This is a genomic window from Microbacterium plantarum (assembly GCF_035231185.1).
GTDB lineage: Bacteria > Actinomycetota > Actinomycetes > Actinomycetales > Microbacteriaceae > Microbacterium > Microbacterium plantarum.
Genome location: NZ_CP141117.1, coordinates 2,550,472 through 2,572,422, shown reverse-complemented (window position 1 = coordinate 2,572,422; position 21,951 = coordinate 2,550,472). Strand labels below are relative to the sequence as shown.

Below are 21,951 nucleotides of genomic sequence, written 5' to 3'. Positions count from 1 at the left end.
GCCCCCGCGTGGCGGTGCGCTAACTCCTCACACCCGCGGCGGCCATACGTCCGCACCCGCGCGAGCTCGTGATTCCGGCCTGCCGACGGCGTGAATCTGAGGAGTTATGGCGCGCCGGCCGCGAGTCAGCCGGCGGCGTGGCGGTCGAGGAAGGCGTAGACCTCGCCGTCATCGACACCGGGGAAGTTGCCGCGCGGCAGCGGCGAGAACATCTGCATGTGCACGCGGGCGCTCGGCCAGGCCTTGCCCTCCCATCGCGACGTCAGGTCGGGGTCGGGCCGCCGGCAGCATGACTCGTCGGGGCACGTGGATGTCGCCCGCTTCTGCGTCTCGCGGCCGCGGAACCAGCGGGCGTCGTCGAACGGCACGCCGACGGTGATCGAGAACTCGCCCTCGGCGGTGGTCCCGGTCTGGCTCGAGCACCAGAACGTCCCGCCCGGGGTGTCGGTGTACTGGTAGTGCTCGACCGTGCGGTTCTGCTCCTCGAACGCCGACCGCGCCGAGAAGGCCCGGCACACGACCTGGCCCTCCACGCTGCCGGTGACGTCCATCGGCAGCGGCAGGCCGTCGTTCTCGTAGACCCGCGTGATGGCCCCCGCGCCATCCACGCGCAGGAAGTGCAGCGGGATGCCGAGATGCAGGGTCATGAGGTTCGTCATGCGCATCCCGGCTGCCTCGTGCGTCACCCCGAACGCGTCGCGGAAGTCCTCGACCGCGAGGTTGCGGTCCTTCTTCGCCTGCGACAGGAACGCGACCGAGGCCGTCTCGGGCATGAGGCAGCACGCGGCGTAGTAGTTGATCTCGAGGCGCTGCTGCAGGAAGTCGGCGTAGTCGCTCGGGGGAGTGTGGCCGAGCAAGCGGTGCGCCATCGCCTGCAGCGCCATCGACCGCAGGCCGTGACCGCCCGGGATCGAGGCCGGCGGAAGGTAGATGCGCCCGTTCTCGAGGTCGGTGACCGAGCGGGCCGAGTGAGGAAGGTCGGCGACGTAGAGCAGCTCGAACCCCAGCTGCTCGGCCATGATGCTCACGGTGCGGTGCGTCAGCGCACCCGAGGTGTGTCCGGCCGCCTTGAGCTGCTTCTCGGCGAGGCGCTCGATGTCAGGGAGGTAGTTCGCGACCTCGCGCATCCGCAGGCGCAGCTCCGTGTTCGCACGCCGGGCTTCCTCCGGGGTCGCGATCGCCTCGCGCTCGCGGCGCTGCAGTTCGCGATGCAGTCCGAGGATGGACTCGAGCGTGTCGTCGCTCATCGTCTTGCCCGCGCGCACCGGTGCGATGCCGAGTCGCCGGAAGACGGAACTGGCCTGCGCCCGCTCCAGCTCGAGCTCGAGGGCGGCCCGGCGGTTCGGGGGCTCCGGGGAGAGGAGGTCGGTCACGTCGGTGCCGGTCGCCGACGCGATCGCCTGCAGCAGCGAGAGCTTCGGCTCGCGTCGACCGTTCTCGATCAGACTCAGCTGGCTGCCGGCGACGCCGACCTGAGCGCCGAGCTCGTCGAGTGTCAGCCCGCGGGCGACACGGTGATGGCGGATGCGGTGCCCGAGGGTTGCGAGTTCGATTCCGGATGCGGCCATTCCTTGATCATAGGGAAAGAATCGGGTTTCTTGAAGGCATTGAACGCCGCAAGACGGGGTGTTCGTGCGTTGGAATCGTCAGGTATCACCGATCTCGCCGCCGACGTAGGAGACCGACATGGCCATCGCCGACCTCTTCACCCGCCCCGCCGTCACCGGCACAACCGCAGCGGGCGCCGCTCCCCGCCGCGCGCGGCCCGACCTCGGCGCCCGGCCGTCGGCGGCATCCGGTCCTCTCGGCGATCTCGTCGCCTGGGTCGACGAGATCGCCGCGCTCACGCAGCCCGATCGGATCCACTGGGTCGACGGGTCGGCGGCCGAGAACGACGCACTGCTGCGCGAGATGGTCGACGAGGGCAAGCTCATCAAGCTCAACCCCGAGTGGCGGCCCGGGTCGTACCTCGCGCGCTCGCACCCGAGCGACGTCGCCCGCACCGAGGCGCGGACCTTCATCGCGTCCGAGCGCGAGGAGGATGCCGGCCCCACCAACAACTGGGTCGCACCCGACGACATCCGGGCGACCATCACGCCCCTGTTCGCGGGTTCGATGCGCGGGCGCACGATGTACGTCGTGCCGTTCTCGATGGGGGCGCTCGGCGGCCCGCTCTCGCACATCGGCGTGCAGGTCACCGACAGCGCCTACGCGGTGGCGTCGATCGGCATCATGACCCGCGTCGGGGCGGCCGTGCTCGACGAGATCGCCGCCGGCAAGCCCTGGGTCAAGACCGTCCACTCGGTCGGCGCGCCGCTGGCGCCCGGCGAGGCGGATGTCGCGTGGCCGTGCAACGACGAGAAGTACATCGTCCACTTCCCCGACACCCTCGAGGTCTGGTCGTTCGGGTCGGGCTACGGCGGCAACGCCATCCTCGCCAAGAAGTGCTTCGCGCTGCGCATCGCGTCGGTGATCGGCCGTGACGAGGGCTGGCTCGCCGAGCACATGCTGCTCATCCGGGTCATCGACCCGGCCGGCAAGGCGTACCACGTGGCCGCGGCGTTCCCCTCGGCCTGCGGCAAGACGAACCTCGCCATGCTGCGCCCGACCATCCCGGGCTGGCGCGTCGAGACCCTCGGCGACGACATCGCGTGGCTGCGTCCGGGATCCGACGGGCGGCTGTGGGCGATCAACCCCGAGGCCGGGTTCTTCGGCGTCGCGCCGGGCACCGGCGAGTCGACCAACGTCACGGCGGTCGAGACGCTGTGGGGCAACACGATCTTCACGAACGTGGCGCTGCGTCCCGACGGCGACGTCTGGTGGGAGGGCCTCACGGATGAGGCGCCCGCCGAGCTCATCGACTGGGAGGGCAAGCCCTGGACCCCCGACTCGGGCCGACCGGCCGCGCACCCCAACTCGCGCTTCACCGTCAGCGCCGCTCAGTGCCCGCAGATCGCGTCGGATTGGGATGCCGCCGAGGGCGTGCCACTCGACGCCATCCTCTTCGGTGGTCGCCGGGCGACGAACGTCCCCCTCGTCGTCGAGGCGACCGACTGGACGCACGGCGTCTTCATCGGCTCGAACATCTCGTCGGAGCGCACGGCGGCGGCCGAGGGGACGCTCGGGGAACTCCGCCGCGACCCCTTCGCCATGCTGCCGTTCTGCGGCTACAACATGGGCGACTACTTCGCCCACTGGCTGAAGGTCGGGCAGAAGCTGCGGTTCGACCGGGCCCCCCGCGTCTTCCAGGTGAACTGGTTCCGCAAGGGCAGCGACGGGCGCTTCCTGTGGCCCGGGTTCGGCGACAACTCGCGCGTCATCGACTGGATCGTGCGGCGCCTGAACGGCGAGGTCGACGCGGTCGACAGCCCGATCGGACGCCTCCCGCGCACCGAGGACCTCAATCTCGACGGCATCGAGGTGTCGCAGCTCGATCTCGATGAGCTGTTCGCGGTCGACACGGACTCGTGGCTGCGCGAGGCCGACCTCACCGAGGAGTTCTACGACACCTTCGGTGACCGGCTGCCCGCGGCCCTGCGTGCCGAGCTGGAGGCCCTGCGCTACCGCCTCGGCCACCGGGCCTGACCCCGGCCCGCACGAGAACACACCGTCGCCGCGAGAACGCACCGGAAAGGGTGCGCGTTCGCGGCGATGGTGCGTTCTCGGCGTCAGACCAAGAGCTGGTGCTTCGCGAGGTCGCGGTACAGCGGGACCGTGGCGACGAGCTCGGAGTGCGTGCCCTGGCCGACGACCCGGCCGTGGTCGAGCACCACGATGACGTCGCTGTCGACGACCGTCGAGAGCCGGTGCGCGATGACCACGAGGGTGCGGCCCGTCGCGACGGCGTCGATCGCCTCGCGCATCCGCTGCTCGTTGAGCCCGTCGAGCGAGGACGTCGACTCGTCCAGCAGCAGGATCGGGGGCGCAGCGAGCAGCGCGCGGGCGATCGCGAGGCGCTGACGCTCGCCGCCCGAGAGCATGACGCCCGCCTCGCCGACGGGCGCCTGAAGACCGAGCTCGCTGCGCTCGAGCACATCGCCGAGGTTGACGGCGCGCAGCACCCGCTCGCACTCCGCGTCCGTAGCCTCGGGCGAGGCGAGGCGCAGGTTGTCGGCGATCGTTCCCGCGAGCGTGGGGGCGTCCTGCTCGACATAGCCGAGCTGTGCGCGCAGCTCGGCCCGGGGGAGGGACCGGATGTCGTCACCCCCGACGAGCACCGCTCCGCCGGTGACGTCGTAGAACCGCTCGATCAGGGCGAGGGTCGTCGACTTGCCCGCACCCGAGGGGCCGACGAGGGCCACGCGCGCACCGCGGGGAACGCGGAAGCTCACGCCGCGGAGCACCTCGCCCTCGGGGACGGCGGTCGCTCCGGCTGTCGCTGCGGACGAGGCGGCGGCGTCTGCGCCGTTCGCCGGCGAACCCGTCTCATCGGCCGTGACCGCAGCGACCGCCGAGGTGTCGACGCGTGCGTCCGCGAGGGTGCGCAACGCTTCGTCGGATGCCGAGCGCCGGGCGGCGACGACGGCCTCGGGGTATCGGAAGTGCACGTCTCGGAACTCGATCGCGACATCGCTGTCGCCCGAGACGGCTACGGTGGCTGCAGCATCCGGATCGGCCGATTCCTCCGTGGGCAGGTCGAGCACCTCCTGGATGCGGCCGAGCGCGCCGAGCGCCTGATTGACGGAGGTGATCGCCCCGAGGAACGACGCGAGCGGCTGCACGAGGAAGAACAGGAACATCACGAACGTCACGAGGCTCGCGATCGAGATGGCGCCCGAGGCGACGCGGTATCCGCCGACGCCGAGCACGACGAGCAGTGACAGCTGCAGCGCGACGCCCGCGACGGGCACGACGAGGGCCGACGCCTTCGCGACGCGCACGCCCGCGTCATAAGCCTGGCGTGCGGCCCCCGTGACGGCGGCCTCCTCGCGCTCGGTCGCTCCGGCGGCGCGGATCGTGCGGATCGATCCGATCGCCCGCTCGACACCCGAGGCCAGCTCGCCGACCCGTTCCTGCTGTTCGCGCGTGGCGCGACGGATGCGGGTGCTGAGACCCACGACGACGGCGACCGAGGCTCCGATCACGATGACGATGAGCAGCAGCAGCAGCGGGTCGATGAAGAGCATCGCGACGATCGCGCCGACGAAGATGAGCGCGTTGCCGACCGAGTCGGCCAGCCCCTGGGTGAGCACGGCGTAGAGCAGGGTCGTGTCGGTGCCCACGCGCGAGACCAGGTCGCCGGTGCGTCGGGCGTCGAACTCCGAGATCGGCAGTCGGAGCAGGCGTGCGATGAGCCGGCGGCGGCTGGAGAACACCACCGCCGTGCCGGTGCGCTGGAGCAGATAGTGCTGGAAAGCGCCGATGGCCGACGAGACGACGACGAGGATCACGAGCGCCCACACGAGGATGCCGAGGGTGTCACCCACCTGCACACGCTCGATGACCTGCCCGACGACGAGCGGCTGGCCGAGCGTGGCCACCGCCTCGACGATGCTGAGTACCGCGACCGCCACCAGCACGCCCTTGTGCTCGAACAGGTACGGGAGCAGCTGCGACAGGCGGGCCCGCGGGCCCTCGTCGGTGCGGCGGCGGCCGCCGCGCAGGCGGCTGCGGGTGTCGGACATGCGGTTCCCTCGGTTCGGCGAAGCTCTCTCCTTCGACCGTACTTCTTTCATCGAGGGTGGTTGTCCGTCCGCGGTATCGATGGAAGAGTGCCCGGATGCGTTCGATCTCGAAACGTCAGGCGGCACCGCTCGCCGCGGCCGCGTTCGTCGTGCTCACGCTCGCCGGCTGTACCGGCCCGGTGGCGGACGGCGAAGCGGCAGAGCCGTCGGCATCCGTCGGTTCCACGCCATCTCCCACCCCGACATCCGACGCGCGCACCGACGAGCAGCAGTTGCCCCTGCCGGTCGATGAGATCGCGGACTGGGCCAAGACAGCGGTGCCCCGGTCTTCGGACACCACCGGCATGGGGACGCTGTCGGGGTGGCTGAGCCAGCACACGTCCGCACACCAGACGTCGCAGTTCTCGTCGCTCCCCGCCGGGACGTACCAGGCGCAGGTCGCGTGCCGCGGTGCCGGCACGATCACGGTGACCGCGGGCCCGATCGACAGCGCGTCATCGGGCGATCCCGTGACGTGCTCACGATCACGGTGACCGCGGGCCCGATCGACAGCGCGTCATCGGGCGATCCCGTGACGTGCGACAACAGCACGATCGCCTTCGACGTGACCGTCGAGCAGCCGGGCGTGAGCGTCACCATGGACCTCGCCGGCGACCCCACCATCTACGCGCTCTCGCTGGAGCGGACTGCTTAGCCCCTCAGCGCTCGACGAGAACGCCGTCGGCGTCGGCCCAGACGTGTCGGCCCGGCGTGAAGACCACGCCGCCGATGGTGACCGGAACGTCGACCTCGCCGCGGCCGTCCTTCGCGCTCTTGCGGGGGTTCGAGCCGAGCGCCTTGACGCCGAGGTCGAGCGACGCGATCGCGACACGATCGCGGATCACCCCGTTCACGATGATGCCCGCCCAGCCGTTCTCGACCGCCGACGCGGCGATCAGGTCGCCCACGAGAGCCGACTCGAGCGATCCGCCGCCGTCGACGACGAGCACGGCGCCGCCGCCCGGCGTCGCGAGCACGCGCTTCACGAGCGCGTTGTCGCGATGACAGCGCACGGTGCGGATCGGTCCCGCGAAGGAGGTCCGGCCGCCGAGGTCGAGGAACTGGACGCCGAGCGAGTCGAGCTCGTCGCCGCGTTCGTCATAGAGGTCTGCGGTGGCGGTCGTCATGTCGACAGGGTAGCGGCGACCGCCGAGTCCAAGCCGTCAGGCGCCCGTCGCGATGGGTCGATCGGGATGCTGCGACCACTGGCTCCACGAGCCGGGGTAGAGCACCGGCCGGTATCCCGCGAGGCTGAGGGCGATGGCCTCGTGCGCGGCGCTGACGCCCGAGCCGCAGTAGACGCCGACCGTCGCGCCGGGTTCTGCGCCCAGCGCTGCGAACCGTTCGCGCAGCTCATCCGAGCACCGGAACCGCCCCGACTCATCGTTGTTCTGCGTCGTCGGCGCGGACACCGCGCCCGGGATGTGGCCGGCGCGCGGGTCCATCGGCTCGACCTCGCCGCGGAACCGTTCGCCGGCGCGGGCGTCGAGCAGCAGGCCGGTGCGGGCCTGATCGAGGACGTCGTCGATCCCGAGCACCGGTAACTCGCCGGGCGAGACGACCGCGGTACCCGGACGCACGTCTGCCGCGTCGCCCTCCTCGAGGTCGAACCCCGCGTCGATCCAGGCGGCGAGGGCGCCGTCGAGCACCCGGACGTCGGCGATACCGGCATCCCGCAGCACCCACCAGGCGCGGCCGCTCGCCAGGTTGGCGACATCGTCGTAGACCACGACGGTGTCGCCCTCGTCGATGCCCCAGTCGCGCACGGCGGCCTGCAGCGTCTCGGGGGAGGGCAGCGGATGCCGGCCCTCCGTCGGCTCGCCGTGCTCGGCGAGCTGGGTGTCGAGGTCGGCGTAGCGCGCGCCGGGGATGTGGCCCGCGCGGAACGCCGGGCGTCCGTCGGGGCGGTCGAGCCACCACCTTACGTCGAGCACCCGCACGGGGCCGCCGTCGGGGTAGCGGCCCGCCCCGATGGCGGTCCGGAGTTCAGCGGCAGTGGTGAGGATGCGGTCCATGCGTGCGATTCTCGCGCACCGCGGCCCCGGTCGTCGTCGGACGTCGTCGCTAGTGTTGTCGCGTGCCAGAATCCGTCATCTCCGCCCGTGGGCTGCGCAAGACCTATGCCGTGAAGAGCAAGCCCGACTTCGTCGCCGTCGACGACCTGTCGTTCGAGGTGGCGCCCGGAGAGTCCTTCGGGCTGCTCGGCCCGAACGGCGCGGGAAAGTCGACCACGATGAAGATGATCGGCGCGGTGTCCACCCGCAGCGGCGGCGACCTGCAGATCCTCGGGCTCGATCCCGATCGCTACGGCCCCGAGATCCGATCCCGGCTCGGGGTGGTGCCCCAGCAGGACAACCTCGACGGCGAGCTGAACGCCCGCGAGAACCTCTACATCTACGGGCGGTACTTCGGTCTTCCGGGCAAGGTCTGCCACGAGAAGGCCGACGAGCTGCTCGCGTTCGCGCAGCTCGAAGACAAGGCGAAGAACAAGGTCGATCAGCTGTCGGGCGGCATGAAGCGGCGCCTCACGATCGCGCGCGGCCTCATCAACGACCCGCGCATCCTGCTGCTCGACGAACCGACGACGGGCCTCGACCCCCAGGCCCGCCACGTGCTGTGGGACCGGCTGTTCCGTCTGAAGGAGCGCGGCACGACGCTCGTGCTCACGACGCATTACATGGACGAGGCCGAGCAGCTGTGCGACCGGCTCATCGTGGTCGACAAGGGCCGGATCATGGCCGAGGGCACGCCGGCCTCGCTCATCCGCGAGCACTCGAGCCGTGAAGTCCTCGAGGTGCGCTTCGGGTCCGACCGCAACGAGTCCGCGGCCGCTCAGCTGCGGGGCATCGGCGACCGCGTCGAGGTGCTGCCCGACCGCATCCTCGTCTACGCCCACGACGGTGAGGCGGCTCTCGAGCGTGTCTCGGCGGTGGGGCTCACGCCGTTGACGAGCCTTGTGCGCCGATCGAGCCTCGAAGACGTCTTCCTGCGCCTGACCGGACGGTCGCTGATCGAATGAGCACCCAGACCGCGCACCCCACGCTCGACGATCTCCGGGCCGAGGCGATGGCCGGTGGGCGCAAGCCCCGGCGCTACGGCACCTGGTACGTCGCCGAGCACATGGTCCGTGCGATGCGCGCCTACGGCTGGACGATCGTCGTCGGCGCGGTCGGGCAGCCGATCATGTATCTGCTCGGGCTGGCCGTCGGGCTCGCGGCGCTCATCACCGCGCCGATCTCCTCCCACGGCCAGGAGGTCGGCTATCTCCCGTTCGTCGCGCCGGCGCTGCTCGTCACCGCCGCGATCGCCGTGGCCTCCGAGGAGATGACCTATCCGGTGATGGCGGGCTTCAAGTGGCGCCGCTACTTCTACGGATTCAACGCGTCGGCGCTGTCGAGCCCGCAGATCGCGAACGGTGTCATCATCGGTGCGACGGCGCGGATGATCGTCGCCGTCGGTGCTTACTACCTCTTCATCTGGCTGCTGCCGTTCGGCGCTGTCCCGAACCCCGCGACGGGCTGGCTGTCGATCCTCGCCGGTGTCGCGGCCGGTATCGCCTTCGGCATCCCGCTCATGGCGTATGCGGGCTCCATCCAAGACGACAAGGGGCAGTTCGCCCTCGTGCAGCGCTTCATCTTCATGCCGATGTTCCTCTTCTCGGGCACCTTCTACCCCGTGGAGACACTTCCGGTCGGCCTGCAGTGGATCGCGTGGATCTCGCCCCTGTGGCACGGCGCTGAGCTGGGGCGCGCGGCGACCTACGGGGCCGACATCGGCGTCGGGATGATCGCCGTGCACGTGCTCTACCTGCTCGCACTCGCCGCCGTCGGCTACCTCTGGGGCCGCCGTGTCTTCATCGAGAGGCTCGCGAAATGAGCGCCGTGATCGCGCCGGAGACGCCGACGGGCCGCCGCGGGGGCGTACGCGCACTGTGGGCCGGCAACCCGGGCGCGGTCGTGCAGCGCGGTCTCATCGCGGCTCGTTCGTCGAGCTGGATCGTCGTGCTCTCGGGCTTCTTCGAGCCCGTGTTCTATCTCGCGTCTCTCGGCATCGGGCTCGGCGCCCTCATCGGCGAGGTCGAGACCTCGTCGGGAGCCGAGGTCCCGTACGCGGCGTACATCGCTCCCGCGCTGCTCGCGGTCTCGGCGATGAACGGTGCCGTGTACGACTCGACGTGGAACGTCTTCTTCAAGCTCAACTACGGCAAGCTCTACGAGGGGATGCTGTCGACCTCGCTCGGGCCGCTCGACGTCGCCCTCGGTGAGATCCTGTACGCGCTGCTTCGCGGTCTCGTCTACGCCACCGGCTTCATGATCATCATGCAGGTGCTGGGGCTGAACCTCGCATGGACCGCCGTGCTCGCCCTCCCGGCGGTGCTGCTCATCGCCTTCGGGTTCGCGAGCATCGGCATGGCCGTCACGAGCTACATGAAGACCTTCCAGCACATGGACTGGATCAACTTCGTGCTGCTGCCGATGTTCCTGTTCTCGGCGACCTTCTACCCGATCACGGTCTATCCCGAGTGGGTGCAGGTGATCGTGCAGGCGCTGCCGCTGTGGCACGGCGTCGAGCTGATCCGCGGGCTGACAACCGGCATCCTCTCCGCCGGAATGCTGTGGCACGTGCTCTACTTCGTCGTGATGATCGCGCTCGGTCTCGTATTCACGACCAAGCGGCTGCGCGCCCTGTTCCTCGACTGACGCGCCGCGACCGCGCAGAGACGACGGATGCCGCGAGCCCGAGGGCCCGCGGCATCCGTCGTCCGAGGCGGGGATCAGCGTGTGGCTGCCGCCTCGCCGATGTTCGCGTCGTACTCGGAGTCCTTGGTCTCCTTCGACAGCCACAGGGCGATGAAGGTGAGCACGGCGGAGGCCGTGAGGTACACGCCGACGAGCCAGGTCGAGCCGCCAGCGAGCGCCCACAGGGTCGTCGCGATGCTGGGCGCGACGGCGGCACCGAGGATCGACGCCACGTTGTACGAGATGGCCGAGCCGGTGTAGCGAACGTTGGTCGGGAACAGCTCGGGGAGCAGCGCGCCCATCGGGCCGAACGTCGCGCCCATGAGCATGAAGCCGAGCACGAGGAACGCCTGGACGAGCGCCCCGGTGAACTTCGGGTCGAGCTGCGGTGCGAGGAAGACCGCGAACAGCAGGCCGAACACCGCGATGACGCCGGTGACCCACAGCAGCAGCTTGCGGCGGCCGATCGAGTCGGCGACGGGGCCCGACAGCAGCGTGAAGATGCCGAAGAAGATCACGCCGACGATCTGCATGATGACGAAGTCGGTGAACCCGAACCCGAGGCCCGGAACGTAGGCCGCCGCGTCGAAGGCCGCGCCCGATGCCTCGGCGGTCGCCTGCGCGGTCTCGAGGGTCGGCTTGGTGCCGTACGCGAGGGTGAAGCTCGTCATCAGGTAGAAGAGCACGTAGGTCGCGAGCATGATGAAGGTGCCGAGGATCAGCGCGCGCCAGTGTCCGCGGATGACGGATCCGAGCGGGAACTTGCGGATGGCGCCGGTCTTCTCCGCCTTCGAGAACGTCTCGCTCTCGACGAGCTTGAGGCGCACCCACAGGCCGACGATGACCATGACGGCGGAGAACAGGAACGGCACGCGCCAGCCCCAGGCGAGGAACTCCTCGGAACGCTGGGCCGGGCCGTCGGGGTGCGGCAGCGCGAAGTAGATCACGAGGAAGACCGAGTTCGCGATGATGAAACCGATCGGCGCGCCCAGTTGGGGGAAGGTGCCGTACCAGGCGCGCTTGCCCTTCGGGGCGTTCTCGGTGGCGACGAGCGCCGCTCCCGACCATTCGCCGCCGAGGGCGAAGCCCTGCGCGAGACGCAGCACGAGGAGCAGCAGCGCCGCCCACCAGCCGATGTCGTTGAAGGTGGGGAGGCATCCGATGAGGATCGTCGCGATGCCCATCGTGAGGAGCGAGGCGACGAGGGTCGCCTTGCGGCCGAACTTGTCGCCGAAGTGGCCGAAGACGACGGCGCCGATGGGACGCGCGATCATCGCGGCGCCGAAGACCGCGAACGAGGCGAGGAGCGACGCGGTGTCGTCGTCGCTCGGGAAGAAGAGGATCGGGAAGACCAGGACCGCCGCGGTCGCGTAGACGTAGAAGTCGTAGAACTCGATCGTGGTGCCGACGAGGCTGGCGGTGATGACGCGGGAACGGGGGTTCGCGGGCGCGGTGGGAGCCGCGGTGGCGGATGACATGTGCGGTGTGATGCCTGTCTGGGAGAACGGGTGAGCGCCCTCGTGGGAGCGTGCCGGTGGGCGGACGTCCGAGGCGGGGTGGTGCGGCGGACGTTCGACGCGGGGATCACCGGCGGCGTCGACGGTGTCGGCGACGCACGATCGTCCATTCTACGGCGGATGCCGCGACCCGGTGTTCCGAGACGCGGCATCCGCGCGTGGTGGACCGCAGTCCGGGGGTGTCAGCGCCAGAGCACCGCGATCGCGACGTTGGCCACCGTGCCGATTCCGATCAGCCAGAAGATGGCGGCGGGAACCGCCTGGGTGCGCTTCTGGCGGGCCGAGCCGATGCCCAGCAGCGCACCGATCACGAGCAGGATGACGAGCTTGACGGTGATCTTGACGTAATTGAACTCGTGGTCGGTTCCCCACGGTGCTGCCAGGGCGAGCCCGGCGACACCGGCGACGAGGAGGCCGTAGCTCATGACCCGCGTGATGCGGCGGGCGCCGAGGGCTTCGACGAGCCAGGCGCCGAAGAGCGTGGCGAAACCGATGAGGTGGACGACGAGGACGATTCCGCGGAGGGTTTCCATACCCTCAGCCTAGCTGAAGGTATGGGGTGCCGACACAGTGTCAGCCGCGAAGCGAGCGCAGCGTCAGCGCCGTGCGCAGTGCAGCATCCGCCGCCTCCGCGCCCTTGTCCTCCTTCGAGCCGGGCAGACCCGCCCGGTCGATGCCCTGCTGCTCGTCGTCGAGGGTGAGCACGCCGAAACCGACCGGCTTGCCCGTGTCGATCGCGACGCGCGTCAGCCCGTCGGTGGCCGCCGACGACACGAAGTCGAAGTGGGGCGTTCCGCCGCGGATGATGACGCCGAGGGCGACGACGGCATCCGCTCCGGAATCGAGCGCGGCCTTCGCCACGACCGGGAGCTCGAACGATCCCGGCACGCGCACGAGCCGCCAGGCCGCACCCGACTCCTCGAGCACGCGCTCGGCGCCGGCGATGAGTCCGTCGGTGATGACGTCGTGCCACTGGCCGGCGACGACGACGACCTTCAGGTCGCCCGCGTCGATGTTCTGGCGTTCGGGAGCGCCGTGTCCGCTCATGCGATGTTCTCCGAGTTCTGTCGAGGGTCGGTGGTCTCGTCCGCGGGGGCCGCCACGGTGCCGCGGGCGAGCGCCGCGCTCAGCTCGGCGTCGTCGATGATGTGGCCCATGCGGTCGCGCTTCGTGGCGAGGTACTGGTGGTTGTTGGCGCCCACGCCGACGAGCAGCGGAACCTGCTCGGCGATGTCGAGGCCGAGCGCGCGCAGCTGCGACACCTTGTCGGAGTTGTTCGTCAGCAGGCGGATGCTGCCCACGCCGAGATCGGCGAGGATGCCGGCCGCCGCGGCGTAGTCGCGGGCGTCGGCGGGAAGCCCGAGCGCGAGATTCGCGTCGAGGGTGTCGAGCCCGCGCTCCTGCAGCTGGTAGGCGCGGAGCTTGTTGATCAGCCCGATGCCGCGACCCTCATGACCGCGCATGTAGATGACGATCCCGCCGTCGCGGTCGATCGCGTCGAGGGCGGCATCGAGTTGCGGGCCGCACTCGCACTTGAGCGAGCCGAACGCCTCGCCCGTGAGGCACTCCGAGTGCACACGCACGAGTGGGGCGGCATCTGCGAGGTCGCCCGAGACGACGGCGATGTGGTCGGTGCCGGTGACGCGGTCCTTGTACGCGAGGAAGCGGAACGTGCCGTGCGACGTCGGCACCTGCGCCTCGGCACGCAGGCTCACGCGGCGCCGGTTCGAAGCGGCGCCGCCGGCGGGACGCGGGTCGGTCTCGTCGAGGTGCGCGATGAGCTGCTCGATCGTGATGACCGGGATGCCGTCGCGCTCGCCGAGCTCGAGCAGGCCCGGCATCCGCATCATCGAGCCGTCGTCCGCGACGATCTCGGCGATCGCGCCGACCGGCTCGAGACCGGCGAGCTGCATCAGCTCGACCGCCGCTTCGGTGTGACCGCTGCGCTCGCGCACACCGCCCTCGACGGCGCGCAAAGGCAGGATGTGGCCCGGACGGATGACGCTGCCCGGGGTCGACGCGGGATCGGCGAGCACCGTGAGGGTGCGGGCGCGATCGGCCGCGCTGATGCCGGTGGTCACGCCGTCGGCGGCGTCGACCGAGACGGTGTAGGCGGTGCCGCGGGCATCCTCGTTCGTCTCGACCATCGGCGGGAGATCCAGCCGGTCGGCCCACTCGGCGGGCATCGGCGCGCAGATGAAACCGCTCGAGTGACGGACCGTCCACGCGATCCACTCGGGTGTGGCGAGCGCGGCGGACAGGATGACGTCGCCTTCGTTCTCGCGGTTCTCATCGTCGGCGACGATGATCGGCTTTCCGGCCCGCAGCGCGTCGAGCGCCTCGGAGAGGGGAGAAAGGCTCATCGGGAGCCTCCTTCGTTCGAGAGGGTGGTGAATGCCAGCAGCCGCTGGACGTGTCGGGCGAGGATGTCGGTCTCGAGGTTGACCGCGTCGCCGGCGATCCGGTCGCCGAGGGTCGTCGCGGCGAGCGTCTCGGGGATGAGGGAGACCTCGAGCCAGGCCTCCGCGACGTGGGCGGCGCTCACGGCGCTGACGGTCAGGGAGACGCCGTCGACCGTGATCGACCCCTTGTCCACGACGAGCGGGGCGAGGTCGGCGGGCACGGAGATGCGCAGGACGCGCCACTGCTCGCCGGGGCGCACCTCCAGGACGTGGCCGAGTCCATCGACGTGTCCCTGCACGATGTGCCCGCCCAGCCGGGTGTGCGCCGCGAGCGCGCGTTCGAGGTTGACGGCCCGGCCCGGCTCGATCCCGGTGAGGCTCGACACGTCGAGGGTCTGGCGCATGACGTCTGCCGTGAACCAGTCGTCGCCCTGGTCGACCACCGTGAGGCAGACACCGCTGACGGCGATCGAGTCGCCGTGGCCGGCATCCGACACCGCCTTCGGCGCGCGCACGGTGATCCGCACGCCGTCGCCCGACGGCTCGACGGCGACGACCTCGCCGATCTCTTCGATGATTCCGGTGAACATCAGGCGTCTCCTTCGGACGGGGATGTCGGGGGCGCGGGGGAGGCGACGATCAGCAGGTCGTCGCCCAGGGTCTCGACCGAGCGCACGCGCAGACGTCGCTGGTCGGTGATCGTCTCGACGCCGAGCGAACGCAGCGCCGGGCGGTCGTCGCCGGCCGTGCCGGAGCCGATGAGGGTCGGGGCGATGTAGGCGAGGATCTCGTCGGCGAGCCCTGCCCGGATGAAGGCGCTGGCAATGGTCGGGCCGCCCTCGACGAAGACGCGCTGCACCCCGAGCTCACGCAACTGCGTCATCAGCGAGGGCTCGTTCGCGCTCTCGCCGCCGAGGTTCTCGCCGTCGCGGTGCAGGAGGGGCAGCGGGTGTCGACGCACGAGCGCGTCGTCGGGCACGGCACGCTGACCGAGGACGACGGGCATCGGCTGCCGCTCGTAGAGAGTGCCGTCGGGACGCCGCGCCGTCAGGGCGGGATCGTCGGAGAGCAGGGTGCCCGTGCCCACGACGATGGCGTCGGCCTCGCTGCGCCGGCGGTGGACGTCTGCTCGTGCGGCGGGGCCGGTGATCCACTGGCTCGTGCCGTCGGGTGCCGCGGCGCGACCGTCGAGCGACTGCGCCCACTTCACGGTGACGTGCGGCCGGCCGAGGCGCTGCACGGTGAGCCAGTCGTGGATGAGCGCGTGACCCTCGTCGGCGAGCACCCCGCCGACGACGTCGACCCCGGCATCACGCAGGCGCTGCGCGCCGCCGGCCGATGCGTCGCCCGGGTCGGACGCGGAGTAGACCACCCGCGCCACGCCGGCCGCGATGAGCGCGAGCGCGCACGGGCCGGTGCGGCCGGTGTGGTTGCAGGGCTCGAGGCTCACCACGGCGGTGGCGCCGCGGGCCGCGCCGGCGGAGAGCTGAGTGAGTGCGTCGACCTCGGCGTGGGGAGTGCCCGCGCCACGGTGCCACCCCTCGGCGAGCACGGACCCGTCGGGTGCCAGGAGCACGGCGCCGACTTGCGGGTTCAGCCCGCGCGGACCGTTGCCGGCGAGCTCGAAAGCGCGACGCATCGCGGCGATCTCGCGGTCGGTGGTGCCCGGCATCGTTCGTCCTTCGGTCAGTCTCCGGGGACGCGGGCGGGCGCGCGCAGCGCGAACGCTGCCGTGCTTCCTCTCATCCGGACTAGCGACTCGCGTCGCATCACCGTCGGTCCCGGAATTCCACCGGATCAACCTCTCGGCCCGAGGGCCTCGAGGGTCGCGGACTCTCACCGCCGGTTCGGATTCTCACCGACCCCGGAGCACGTTCAATACTCCGATCGTACTCAACGCGGCGCTGCCTGCGGCATTCCCGACTTCCGCCGTCACTTGAGCAGGCGGGAGAGTCGGCGATCCGCGAGCAGCTTGCCGCCGGTCTGGCACGTCGGGCAGTACTCCAGGCTGTTGTCGGCGAAGAAGACGCTGCGCACCTCATCGCCGCAGACCGGGCACGCCTCGCCGCGGCGCCCATGCACCCGCATCCCGCGGCGTTTGGCGTCCTTCAGGTCGGCAGGAGGCTTGCCCGATGCCGCGGCGACGGCCTCGGCCAGCGTCGCGCTGAGTGCGGTGTAGAGCCGGTCGACCTCCGCGTCGTCCAGATTCGCGGCCAGCGCGTAGGGCGACATCTTCGCCGCGTGGAGGATCTCGTCGGAGTACGCGTTGCCGATCCCCGCGACGATGGACTGATCGCGCAGCACACCCTTGATCTGGGTGCGGCGGCCCGCCAGCAGGCCCGCCAGGGTGTCGCGGTCGAACGAGGGATCCAGCGGGTCGGGACCGAGCCGGGCGATGCCCGGCACCTCGGCCGGATCACGGACGACGTAGACCGCGAGCGACTTCTTCGTGCCGGCCTCGGTCAGATCGAACCCCGAGTCGTCGTCGAAGCCGACGCGGAGCGCGATCGGGGTCTTGCCGGGGCGGATGACGGTCGACGGCAGCGCGTCGTACCAGCGCAGCCACCCCGCCTTGGCGAGGTGGAAGACCAGGTGCGTGCCGCCGTCGGTGGCCAGGTCGACGAACTTGCCGTGACGGGATGCAGCGGTCACCGTCGCGCCCTCGAGCGTCTCGATCGGCGGGTCGTACGTCTTCAGCGCGGAGATCGCGCTGACCCGGGCTTTCGTGATGCGGCGTCCGGCGAGGCGACCGCCGAGGTAGTCGACGAGTCCCTGCACTTCCGGCATCTCGGGCATGGCGTCATCCTGGCACGCACCACCCCCACGCGGCACGGGCTTGCGCCCGGACCGCGGCCTGGTTCAGGCGTGGTTCAGTCGGCGAGGATCGGCCAGGGCTGCGGCGCGCGGTCGTCGTCGGGCAGGATGCCGGCGATCCAGCCGTCGTGGCGGGCGTCGCGGTGCGGGAGCCCGCGCCGCAGCATCCCTTCGTACCGGAAGCCGAGGCTGCGCGCGGTGCGCGCCGATGCGACGTTGCCGACGATCGCCCGCCATTCGATGCGCGCGAGCGACAGCGGCTCGGCGAAGCCGAAGTCGATGACCGCGCGGGCTGCCTCGCTCAGGTAGCCGTGCCCGCGCGCCGATACGCTCATCCAGAACCCGATCTCCGCGGCACCTTCCGGGCTCACGCGGTGCAGGCCGATCATGCCGATCCACTGGCCGTCCCGGCGGATGCCCCACGTCAGCTCGGACTGCTCGTCCCACCAGGCCGCAGCCTTCGCGATGAACTCCTCGGCGTGCTCGCGCGTGTAGGGAGAGGGCACGGTGGTCCAGCGCGGGACCTCGGGATCCTGCGCCGCCGCGGTGATCGCGTCGACGTCGTCGAGAGTGGGCATCGACAGCTCGAGCCGCGCGGTTCGGAGGGTCACCGGTTCCATCCTCCGACCCTACCGAGGCGGGCCGGCCGGTTCGGGTCGTGCCCAGCCTTCGTCGCGGTGCCGCGAACAGGCTCAGCCCGGTGTCGCCGTGCCTCGCGCCCCCGGGGCCCGCTCTCAGCCTGTTGACGGCACGCGTTTCAGCTGTTCCGGGGATCGAGCTCCGGTCAGCCGACATTCCGCGCCGGGACGGAGGACTCCTCGTCGTGTGCGTGCCAGGCGGCGTCCAGCCGTGCCGTCGACAGGCTGGCGGCGCCATGGCGCCTCTCATCGCGCGGAACGCGGCGCCTGAGCCTGTCGGTGGCACGGATCAGCGACTTCCGCACAGGCAGCGGGCGAGTCTGGCTGTTCACAGTTTCCTCCTGCGCAGGCCATGCACGGGACCACGGACGACACCGTGTCGGCATGGACCCTCACGCCTCGTCAGCCTGGCTTCCCGCAGAGATCATGGAGTTGCGTCGTTGGTCGACATCCGATCTGCGCGCGGGTGGTCTCCGCAAGCGCGACATCGCGGATGCCGTCTCCGCCGGGCGACTTGTGAGGCCCCTGCGGGGCTCGTACCTCGTCGCGGATGCGCCACCAACCGTCGTCGTCGCGGTCTCGCTCGGCGGTCGTCTCACCTGTGTGAGCCTGTTGCGCCTTCTCGGGGTGTTCGTCCTCGAGCCGGCCGGGCCGCATGTGCAGCTACCGCGGACGGCCTCGCGCGTGCCGACGCGCGAGACCCTCGCGGGGTCGAAGTCGGTGCTGCATTGGACACCTCCCATCGCTCCGCGCCCCAGATGGTTCGCGTGCTCGAGCATCATCGACGCGCTGGTCCGCGCGGTGCAGTGCCAGTCACCCCGAGCTGCCGTCGCGACGCTCGACAGCGCGCTTCATCTCGGGCTTCTCCAGGCCGCGGATCTCGACAGCGTCTTTGCGGCCCTGCCTCTCCGATACCGCCCGATCCGGCGTCTGATTGACGGGCGGGCCGAATCCGGACCAGAGACGCTCATGCGGCTCCTCCTGCGCGGAATCGCCAAGACGGTCGAGGTGCAGGTGCGCATACCTGGAGTCGGACGAGTCGATCTGCTCGTCGATGGTTGGTTGATCGTGGAGTGCGACAGCGATGCTCATCATTCCGGGCTCGACGCGCGCCGACGAGACAGCGCGCGCGACCTCGCGGCCGCAGCCCTCGGCTACCTGACGCTACGACCGATGGCGGCGGACATCATGTGGCGACCCGATCGGGTCCTCGAAGCCGTGCGCGGCGTTCTCGCATCCGGTGTGCGGCCGGCTCGCGTGCGCTGACGCTTCTACCAGCGGATGCCTGCTGCTCTGCGTGCCGTGCGCAGGCTGAAACGGCTCGCGGTGGGGCGTAGGGGCTTGGGTGGGGCGCTGAGCCTGTTGACGGGGAGATGACGCGAAGACAGGGCTGTTCTCCGGCCCGCCCGGCCCGTGGGGCGGTTCTCGCTCGGTGGGTCGACAGGTCTCGCTCGACGCGCCGACCGGGCGACCGGAGTGCGGATGCCTGCTGTTCCGCGTGCCGTGCGCAGGCTGAAACGGCTCGCGGTCGGGCGTAGGGGCTCGGGTGGGGCGCTGAGCCTGTTGACGGGACGGGGACGGCTCGAAGATGGGGCGCCGACGCGACGGCTACCCCGCAGGACGGGGACGGCTGCCCCGCAGGACGGTGCCGGTAGGCCCGTCGGTGGCGACGGGGGTTCCGGCAGCCCCGCCGGTCGGGACGGGGCCGCCCGCAGCGGACGGGCCCCCGCAGCGGCGAGGACGGGGCCGTCCCGGGATCAGGCAGAGGGGTTCTGCGAGATGTAGACCGCCATCGCGGCGAGGTTCGTCAGGGGAGCCATCGCACCGTTGCCGGGTGCGTCGAAGACCATCGCTTCGACGCCGGCCTCGGCGTAGGACGCGACCCACGCCGCGGCCGACGGGAGCGGCACGGCGAGGAGGCGCGATGCCTCCTCTTCGGGCAGGCCGAAACCGAGGGCGGCTTCATGGGCGCGGTCGGCGGTGGAGAACGCGAAGATCACGGCGCCCTCGTCCGAGCGCAGCGCGAACGGGGTGGGCTCGTCGTCGGAGCCGCGGGCGATGAAGAGCCAGCGGTCGAGCGCGAAGGCGGCGCGCCAGAGTCGCTCCTGCACGGCGGCGTCGGCGGGGGAGGCCTTCGATGCGGCCGCCGCCTCGTCGAGCGCCTCGATCAGCTCGGGCGCGGGCTCGACCGGCATCTCCGGTGCGGTGGTCGCCGGCGCCGCGTTCTGGTTGCCGTCGGTCGCAGCGGACAGTCCGGCGTCGGGCGCGGTCGATTCGTTGTCAGACACGACGCAGCAGTCCCAACTTGTCGTAGACGTCAGCGAGCGTGCGGTCGGCGACCTCGTCGGCGCGCGCGGCGTTCGACGCGAGCACCCGGTCGAGCTCGGCCGGGTCGTCGAGCAGCTCGAGGGCACGCTCGCGGACCGGTCCGAACTCGGAGACGACGACCTCGGCCAGTCCCTTCTTGAAGTCGCCGTAGCCGCGACCGGCGTACTCGTCCTCGATCGAGGGGATCTGGCGGCCCGTCAGCGCGGCGTAGATGACGAGCAGGTTCGAGACGCCGGGCTTGTTCTCGCGGTCGTAGCGAACCGAGCCCTCGGAGTCGGTGACGGCCCGCATGACCTTCTTCGCCGACACCTTCGGGTCGTCGAGCAGCCACAGCACGCCGGCATCCGACTCGGCGGACTTCGACATCTTCGAGGTCGGGTTCTGCAGGTCGTAGATGCGCGCGGTGTCCTGCTGGATGACCGGCATCGGCACGCGGAACGTCTCGCCGTAGCGCGAGTTGAACCGCTCGGCCAGGGTGCGCGTCAGCTCGACGTGCTGCTTCTGGTCGTCGCCGACGGGCACGATGTCGGTCTGGTATAGCAGGATGTCGGCGGCCATGAGCACCGGGTAGGTGAAGAGCCCCACGTTGGTGGCGTCGGCGCCGTAGCGCTGCGACTTGTCTTTGAACTGCGTCATCCGGCCGGCTTCGCCGAACCCGGTGATGGTCGAGAGCACCCAGGCGAGCTCGGCGTGCGCGCGGACGTGCGACTGCACGTACAGCGTCGAGCGCGAGGGTTCGATGCCCGCCGCGATGTACTGCGCCGCGGTGCGCCGGGTCTTCGCCCGCAGCTCGGCGGGGTCATTCGGCTGAGTGAGGGCGTGCAGGTCGACGACGGAGAAGAACGCGTCGTAGGTCTCCTGCAGGTCGCGCCACTGCATGAGAGCCCCGATGTAGTTGCCGATCTGGAGCGAATCGGCGGACGGCTGCATTCCGGAGTACAGGCGGGGCTTGGTCACCAGAAGAGTCTACGGGCGTCGCCCCGCGGGCCGTCGCCCCGTCGCCTCGATCAGCCCGGGAAGACGTAGTCGGCGACGACGGGGGCGTGGTCGCTCCACCGGGTGTCCCACGACGGCGCGCGCACGACACGGTAGTCGGTGACGCGCTCCGCGAGCTGCGGCGTGGCGAGGTGGTAGTCGATTCGCCACCCGGTGTCGGTGTCGAACGCCTTTCCGCGGTTGGACCACCACGTGTACGGACCGTCGACCTCGCCGGCGAACCGACGTCCCACGTCGACCCACCCGAGGCCGGTGCCCCGCTCGCCGTCGACGGTGTCGATCTCGACGCCGGCGGGCGCGGTGAACCGGTCGAAATAGGCCCGCTCGCGCGGGAGGAAGCCGGCCTTCTTGCGATTGCCGCGCCAGTTGCGGATGTCGAACTCACGGTGGCCGACGTTCAGGTCGCCGGTGATGACAGCGAGTTCGCCGAGCTGCGGCATCCGCTTCTCCATCGCATCGAGGAAGGCGTACTTCGCGACCTGCTTCTCGGTGTCGGCCTCGCCGGTGAAGACGTACGCGCTGACGACCGTGAGGTGCTCGCCCGCGACCTCGATGTCGGCCTCGACCCAGCGTCCCTTCGAGTCGAGATCGTCGTCGCCGAGCTCGATGCGCCAGACGTCGAGGGGCTCACGGGCGGCGATAGCGACACCTGCGCGCCCCTTCGCGAGCGCCTCGTCGGAGACGAAGTGCCAGTTCGGCAGGGCAGCGGCGAGGTCGGAGGCCTGGGCGCGGACCTCTTGGAGGGTCAGGATGTCGACGTCGGCGGTCTCGAGCCACTCGTGCATTCCCTTGCGGGCGGCGGCGCGGATGCCGTTGACGTTGACGGAGGCGATGCGAAGACGACGTGACACGTC

At 70.6% G+C, this 21,951-nt stretch carries 22 protein-coding genes and 1 riboswitch; of the genes, 7 read left to right on the top strand and 15 right to left on the bottom strand.

Features of this window, described 5'->3' with window-relative positions; genetic code table 11:
• Window positions 1-125 precede the first annotated feature (125 nt).
• Window positions 126-1,568, bottom strand: coding sequence for a helix-turn-helix domain-containing protein (locus VC184_RS12505; protein ID WP_323986430.1), 1,443 nt, complete (start codon window positions 1,566-1,568; stop codon window positions 126-128).
• 118 nt (window positions 1,569-1,686) lie between these two features.
• On the opposite strand from VC184_RS12505, the gene VC184_RS12500 reads away from it, so the two are divergent.
• Window positions 1,687-3,585 (top strand): phosphoenolpyruvate carboxykinase (GTP), encoded by a 1,899-nt coding sequence (locus tag VC184_RS12500; protein WP_323986429.1) that lies wholly within the window; start codon window positions 1,687-1,689, stop codon window positions 3,583-3,585.
• A gap of 83 nt (window positions 3,586-3,668) precedes the next feature.
• On the opposite strand, the gene VC184_RS12495 is transcribed toward VC184_RS12500, so the two are convergent.
• Entirely contained in the window at window positions 3,669-5,624 is a 1,956-nt protein-coding gene (locus VC184_RS12495) for an ABC transporter ATP-binding protein (RefSeq protein ID WP_274178934.1), read from the bottom strand.
• A 95-nt stretch (window positions 5,625-5,719) separates the two neighbouring features.
• Here VC184_RS12495 and VC184_RS12490 point away from each other — a divergent pair, with 95 nt between their 5' ends.
• Both VC184_RS12490 and VC184_RS12485 read left to right on the top strand, forming a co-directional pair.
• Window positions 5,720-6,157, top strand: coding sequence for a hypothetical protein (locus tag VC184_RS12490; protein ID WP_323986428.1), 438 nt, complete (start codon window positions 5,720-5,722; stop codon window positions 6,155-6,157).
• Window positions 6,139-6,318: a hypothetical protein gene (locus VC184_RS12485; RefSeq protein WP_323986426.1), complete on the top strand. Its 180-nt coding sequence runs from the start codon at window positions 6,139-6,141 to the stop codon at window positions 6,316-6,318. The genes VC184_RS12490 and VC184_RS12485 overlap by 19 nt, the downstream gene beginning before the upstream one ends.
• Window positions 6,319-6,322: 4 nt before the next feature.
• Here VC184_RS12485 and rraA read toward each other — a convergent pair whose 3' ends face one another.
• Complete coding sequence (gene rraA / locus VC184_RS12480; RefSeq protein ID WP_274178932.1) at window positions 6,323-6,790, bottom strand: ribonuclease E activity regulator RraA; 468 nt, start codon at window positions 6,788-6,790, stop codon at window positions 6,323-6,325.
• A 36-nt stretch (window positions 6,791-6,826) separates the two neighbouring features.
• Complete coding sequence (locus VC184_RS12475) at window positions 6,827-7,678, bottom strand: sulfurtransferase (RefSeq protein WP_274178931.1); 852 nt, start codon at window positions 7,676-7,678, stop codon at window positions 6,827-6,829.
• Between the two features lie 62 nt (window positions 7,679-7,740).
• Between VC184_RS12475 and VC184_RS12470 the strand changes: the two genes are divergently transcribed.
• From VC184_RS12470 to VC184_RS12460, 3 genes are read left to right on the top strand one after another with little or no spacing between them, the layout of a single operon-like run.
• On the top strand, window positions 7,741-8,682 hold the full coding sequence (locus VC184_RS12470; protein ID WP_274178930.1) for an ABC transporter ATP-binding protein: 942 nt from the start codon (window positions 7,741-7,743) through the stop codon (window positions 8,680-8,682).
• Window positions 8,679-9,539, top strand: coding sequence for an ABC transporter permease (locus VC184_RS12465; protein ID WP_274178929.1), 861 nt, complete (start codon window positions 8,679-8,681; stop codon window positions 9,537-9,539). The genes VC184_RS12470 and VC184_RS12465 overlap by 4 nt, the downstream gene beginning before the upstream one ends.
• Window positions 9,536-10,363: an ABC transporter permease gene (locus VC184_RS12460; protein WP_114588579.1), complete on the top strand. Its 828-nt coding sequence runs from the start codon at window positions 9,536-9,538 to the stop codon at window positions 10,361-10,363. Before VC184_RS12465 ends, VC184_RS12460 begins: the two co-directional genes overlap by 4 nt.
• 74 nt (window positions 10,364-10,437) lie before the next feature.
• Here the strand turns inward: VC184_RS12460 and VC184_RS12455 are convergent, their stop codons facing one another.
• The 8 genes from VC184_RS12455 to VC184_RS12420 all read right to left on the bottom strand — a co-directional run bounded on the left by VC184_RS12455 (window position 10,438) and on the right by VC184_RS12420 (window position 17,755).
• Window positions 10,438-11,880 (bottom strand): MFS transporter, encoded by a 1,443-nt coding sequence (locus VC184_RS12455; RefSeq protein WP_269267903.1) that lies wholly within the window; start codon window positions 11,878-11,880, stop codon window positions 10,438-10,440.
• A gap of 221 nt (window positions 11,881-12,101) precedes the next feature.
• Window positions 12,102-12,452, bottom strand: a complete 351-nt coding sequence (locus VC184_RS12450) for a Fe-S protein (protein WP_274178928.1) — start codon at window positions 12,450-12,452, stop codon at window positions 12,102-12,104.
• Between the two features lie 40 nt (window positions 12,453-12,492).
• On the bottom strand, window positions 12,493-12,966 hold the full coding sequence (ribH, locus tag VC184_RS12445; RefSeq protein WP_274178927.1) for a 6,7-dimethyl-8-ribityllumazine synthase: 474 nt from the start codon (window positions 12,964-12,966) through the stop codon (window positions 12,493-12,495).
• Window positions 12,963-14,282, bottom strand: coding sequence for a GTP cyclohydrolase II (ribA, locus tag VC184_RS12440; RefSeq protein ID WP_114588578.1), 1,320 nt, complete (start codon window positions 14,280-14,282; stop codon window positions 12,963-12,965). Before ribA ends, ribH begins: the two co-directional genes overlap by 4 nt.
• Entirely contained in the window at window positions 14,279-14,911 is a 633-nt protein-coding gene (locus tag VC184_RS12435) for a riboflavin synthase (RefSeq protein WP_112617423.1), read from the bottom strand. The genes ribA and VC184_RS12435 overlap by 4 nt, the downstream gene beginning before the upstream one ends.
• Window positions 14,911-15,993, bottom strand: a complete 1,083-nt coding sequence (gene ribD, locus VC184_RS12430; RefSeq protein ID WP_323986422.1) for a bifunctional diaminohydroxyphosphoribosylaminopyrimidine deaminase/5-amino-6-(5-phosphoribosylamino)uracil reductase RibD — start codon at window positions 15,991-15,993, stop codon at window positions 14,911-14,913. Before ribD ends, VC184_RS12435 begins: the two co-directional genes overlap by 1 nt.
• Window positions 15,994-16,050: 57 nt before the next feature.
• A riboswitch (FMN riboswitch) is annotated at window positions 16,051-16,197 on the bottom strand.
• Between the two features lie 56 nt (window positions 16,198-16,253).
• The gene (locus VC184_RS12425; protein WP_269267896.1) at window positions 16,254-17,117 is read right to left on the bottom strand and encodes an Fpg/Nei family DNA glycosylase; all 864 of its coding nucleotides are present in this window, start codon (window positions 17,115-17,117) and stop codon (window positions 16,254-16,256) included.
• 74 nt (window positions 17,118-17,191) lie between these two features.
• Window positions 17,192-17,755: a GNAT family N-acetyltransferase gene (locus VC184_RS12420; RefSeq protein WP_112617420.1), complete on the bottom strand. Its 564-nt coding sequence runs from the start codon at window positions 17,753-17,755 to the stop codon at window positions 17,192-17,194.
• Between the two features lie 402 nt (window positions 17,756-18,157).
• Between VC184_RS12420 and VC184_RS12415 the strand changes: the two genes are divergently transcribed.
• Complete coding sequence (locus VC184_RS12415) at window positions 18,158-19,039, top strand: endonuclease domain-containing protein (RefSeq protein WP_274178924.1); 882 nt, start codon at window positions 18,158-18,160, stop codon at window positions 19,037-19,039.
• 491 nt (window positions 19,040-19,530) lie between these two features.
• Here the strand turns inward: VC184_RS12415 and VC184_RS12410 are convergent, their stop codons facing one another.
• The 3 genes from VC184_RS12410 to VC184_RS12400 all read right to left on the bottom strand — a co-directional run bounded on the left by VC184_RS12410 (window position 19,531) and on the right by VC184_RS12400 (window position 21,948).
• Complete coding sequence (locus tag VC184_RS12410) at window positions 19,531-20,061, bottom strand: hypothetical protein (protein WP_274178923.1); 531 nt, start codon at window positions 20,059-20,061, stop codon at window positions 19,531-19,533.
• A complete protein-coding gene (gene trpS, locus VC184_RS12405) occupies window positions 20,054-21,031 on the bottom strand; it encodes a tryptophan--tRNA ligase (RefSeq protein WP_240309748.1) in 978 nt (325 codons plus the stop codon). Before trpS ends, VC184_RS12410 begins: the two co-directional genes overlap by 8 nt.
• A gap of 77 nt (window positions 21,032-21,108) precedes the next feature.
• Window positions 21,109-21,948, bottom strand: a complete 840-nt coding sequence (locus VC184_RS12400) for an exodeoxyribonuclease III (RefSeq protein WP_112617418.1) — start codon at window positions 21,946-21,948, stop codon at window positions 21,109-21,111.
• Window positions 21,949-21,951 lie beyond the last annotated feature (3 nt).

What these genes read in the sequence shown, in the direction of transcription:
- ribA (WP_114588578.1), bottom strand. Translation starts at nt 14,282, where the DNA reads ATGAGCCTTTCTCCCCTCTCCGAGGCGCTCGACGCGCTGCGGGCCGGA.
- VC184_RS12415 (WP_274178924.1), top strand. Translation starts at nt 18,158, where the DNA reads ATGGACCCTCACGCCTCGTCAGCCTGGCTTCCCGCAGAGATCATGGAG.
- VC184_RS12435 (WP_112617423.1), bottom strand. Translation starts at nt 14,911, where the DNA reads ATGTTCACCGGAATCATCGAAGAGATCGGCGAGGTCGTCGCCGTCGAG.
- VC184_RS12505 (WP_323986430.1), bottom strand. Translation starts at nt 1,568, where the DNA reads ATGGCCGCATCCGGAATCGAACTCGCAACCCTCGGGCACCGCATCCGC.
- VC184_RS12500 (WP_323986429.1), top strand. Translation starts at nt 1,687, where the DNA reads ATGGCCATCGCCGACCTCTTCACCCGCCCCGCCGTCACCGGCACAACC.
- VC184_RS12425 (WP_269267896.1), bottom strand. Translation starts at nt 17,117, where the DNA reads ATGCCCGAGATGCCGGAAGTGCAGGGACTCGTCGACTACCTCGGCGGT.
- ribD (WP_323986422.1), bottom strand. Translation starts at nt 15,993, where the DNA reads ATGCCGGGCACCACCGACCGCGAGATCGCCGCGATGCGTCGCGCTTTC.
- trpS (WP_240309748.1), bottom strand. Translation starts at nt 21,031, where the DNA reads ATGCAGCCGTCCGCCGATTCGCTCCAGATCGGCAACTACATCGGGGCT.
- VC184_RS12475 (WP_274178931.1), bottom strand. Translation starts at nt 7,678, where the DNA reads ATGGACCGCATCCTCACCACTGCCGCTGAACTCCGGACCGCCATCGGG.
- rraA (WP_274178932.1), bottom strand. Translation starts at nt 6,790, where the DNA reads ATGACGACCGCCACCGCAGACCTCTATGACGAACGCGGCGACGAGCTC.
- ribH (WP_274178927.1), bottom strand. Translation starts at nt 12,966, where the DNA reads ATGAGCGGACACGGCGCTCCCGAACGCCAGAACATCGACGCGGGCGAC.
- VC184_RS12490 (WP_323986428.1), top strand. Translation starts at nt 5,720, where the DNA reads ATGCGTTCGATCTCGAAACGTCAGGCGGCACCGCTCGCCGCGGCCGCG.
- VC184_RS12460 (WP_114588579.1), top strand. Translation starts at nt 9,536, where the DNA reads ATGAGCGCCGTGATCGCGCCGGAGACGCCGACGGGCCGCCGCGGGGGC.
- VC184_RS12450 (WP_274178928.1), bottom strand. Translation starts at nt 12,452, where the DNA reads ATGGAAACCCTCCGCGGAATCGTCCTCGTCGTCCACCTCATCGGTTTC.
- VC184_RS12465 (WP_274178929.1), top strand. Translation starts at nt 8,679, where the DNA reads ATGAGCACCCAGACCGCGCACCCCACGCTCGACGATCTCCGGGCCGAG.
- VC184_RS12495 (WP_274178934.1), bottom strand. Translation starts at nt 5,624, where the DNA reads ATGTCCGACACCCGCAGCCGCCTGCGCGGCGGCCGCCGCCGCACCGAC.
- VC184_RS12420 (WP_112617420.1), bottom strand. Translation starts at nt 17,755, where the DNA reads ATGGAACCGGTGACCCTCCGAACCGCGCGGCTCGAGCTGTCGATGCCC.
- VC184_RS12455 (WP_269267903.1), bottom strand. Translation starts at nt 11,880, where the DNA reads ATGTCATCCGCCACCGCGGCTCCCACCGCGCCCGCGAACCCCCGTTCC.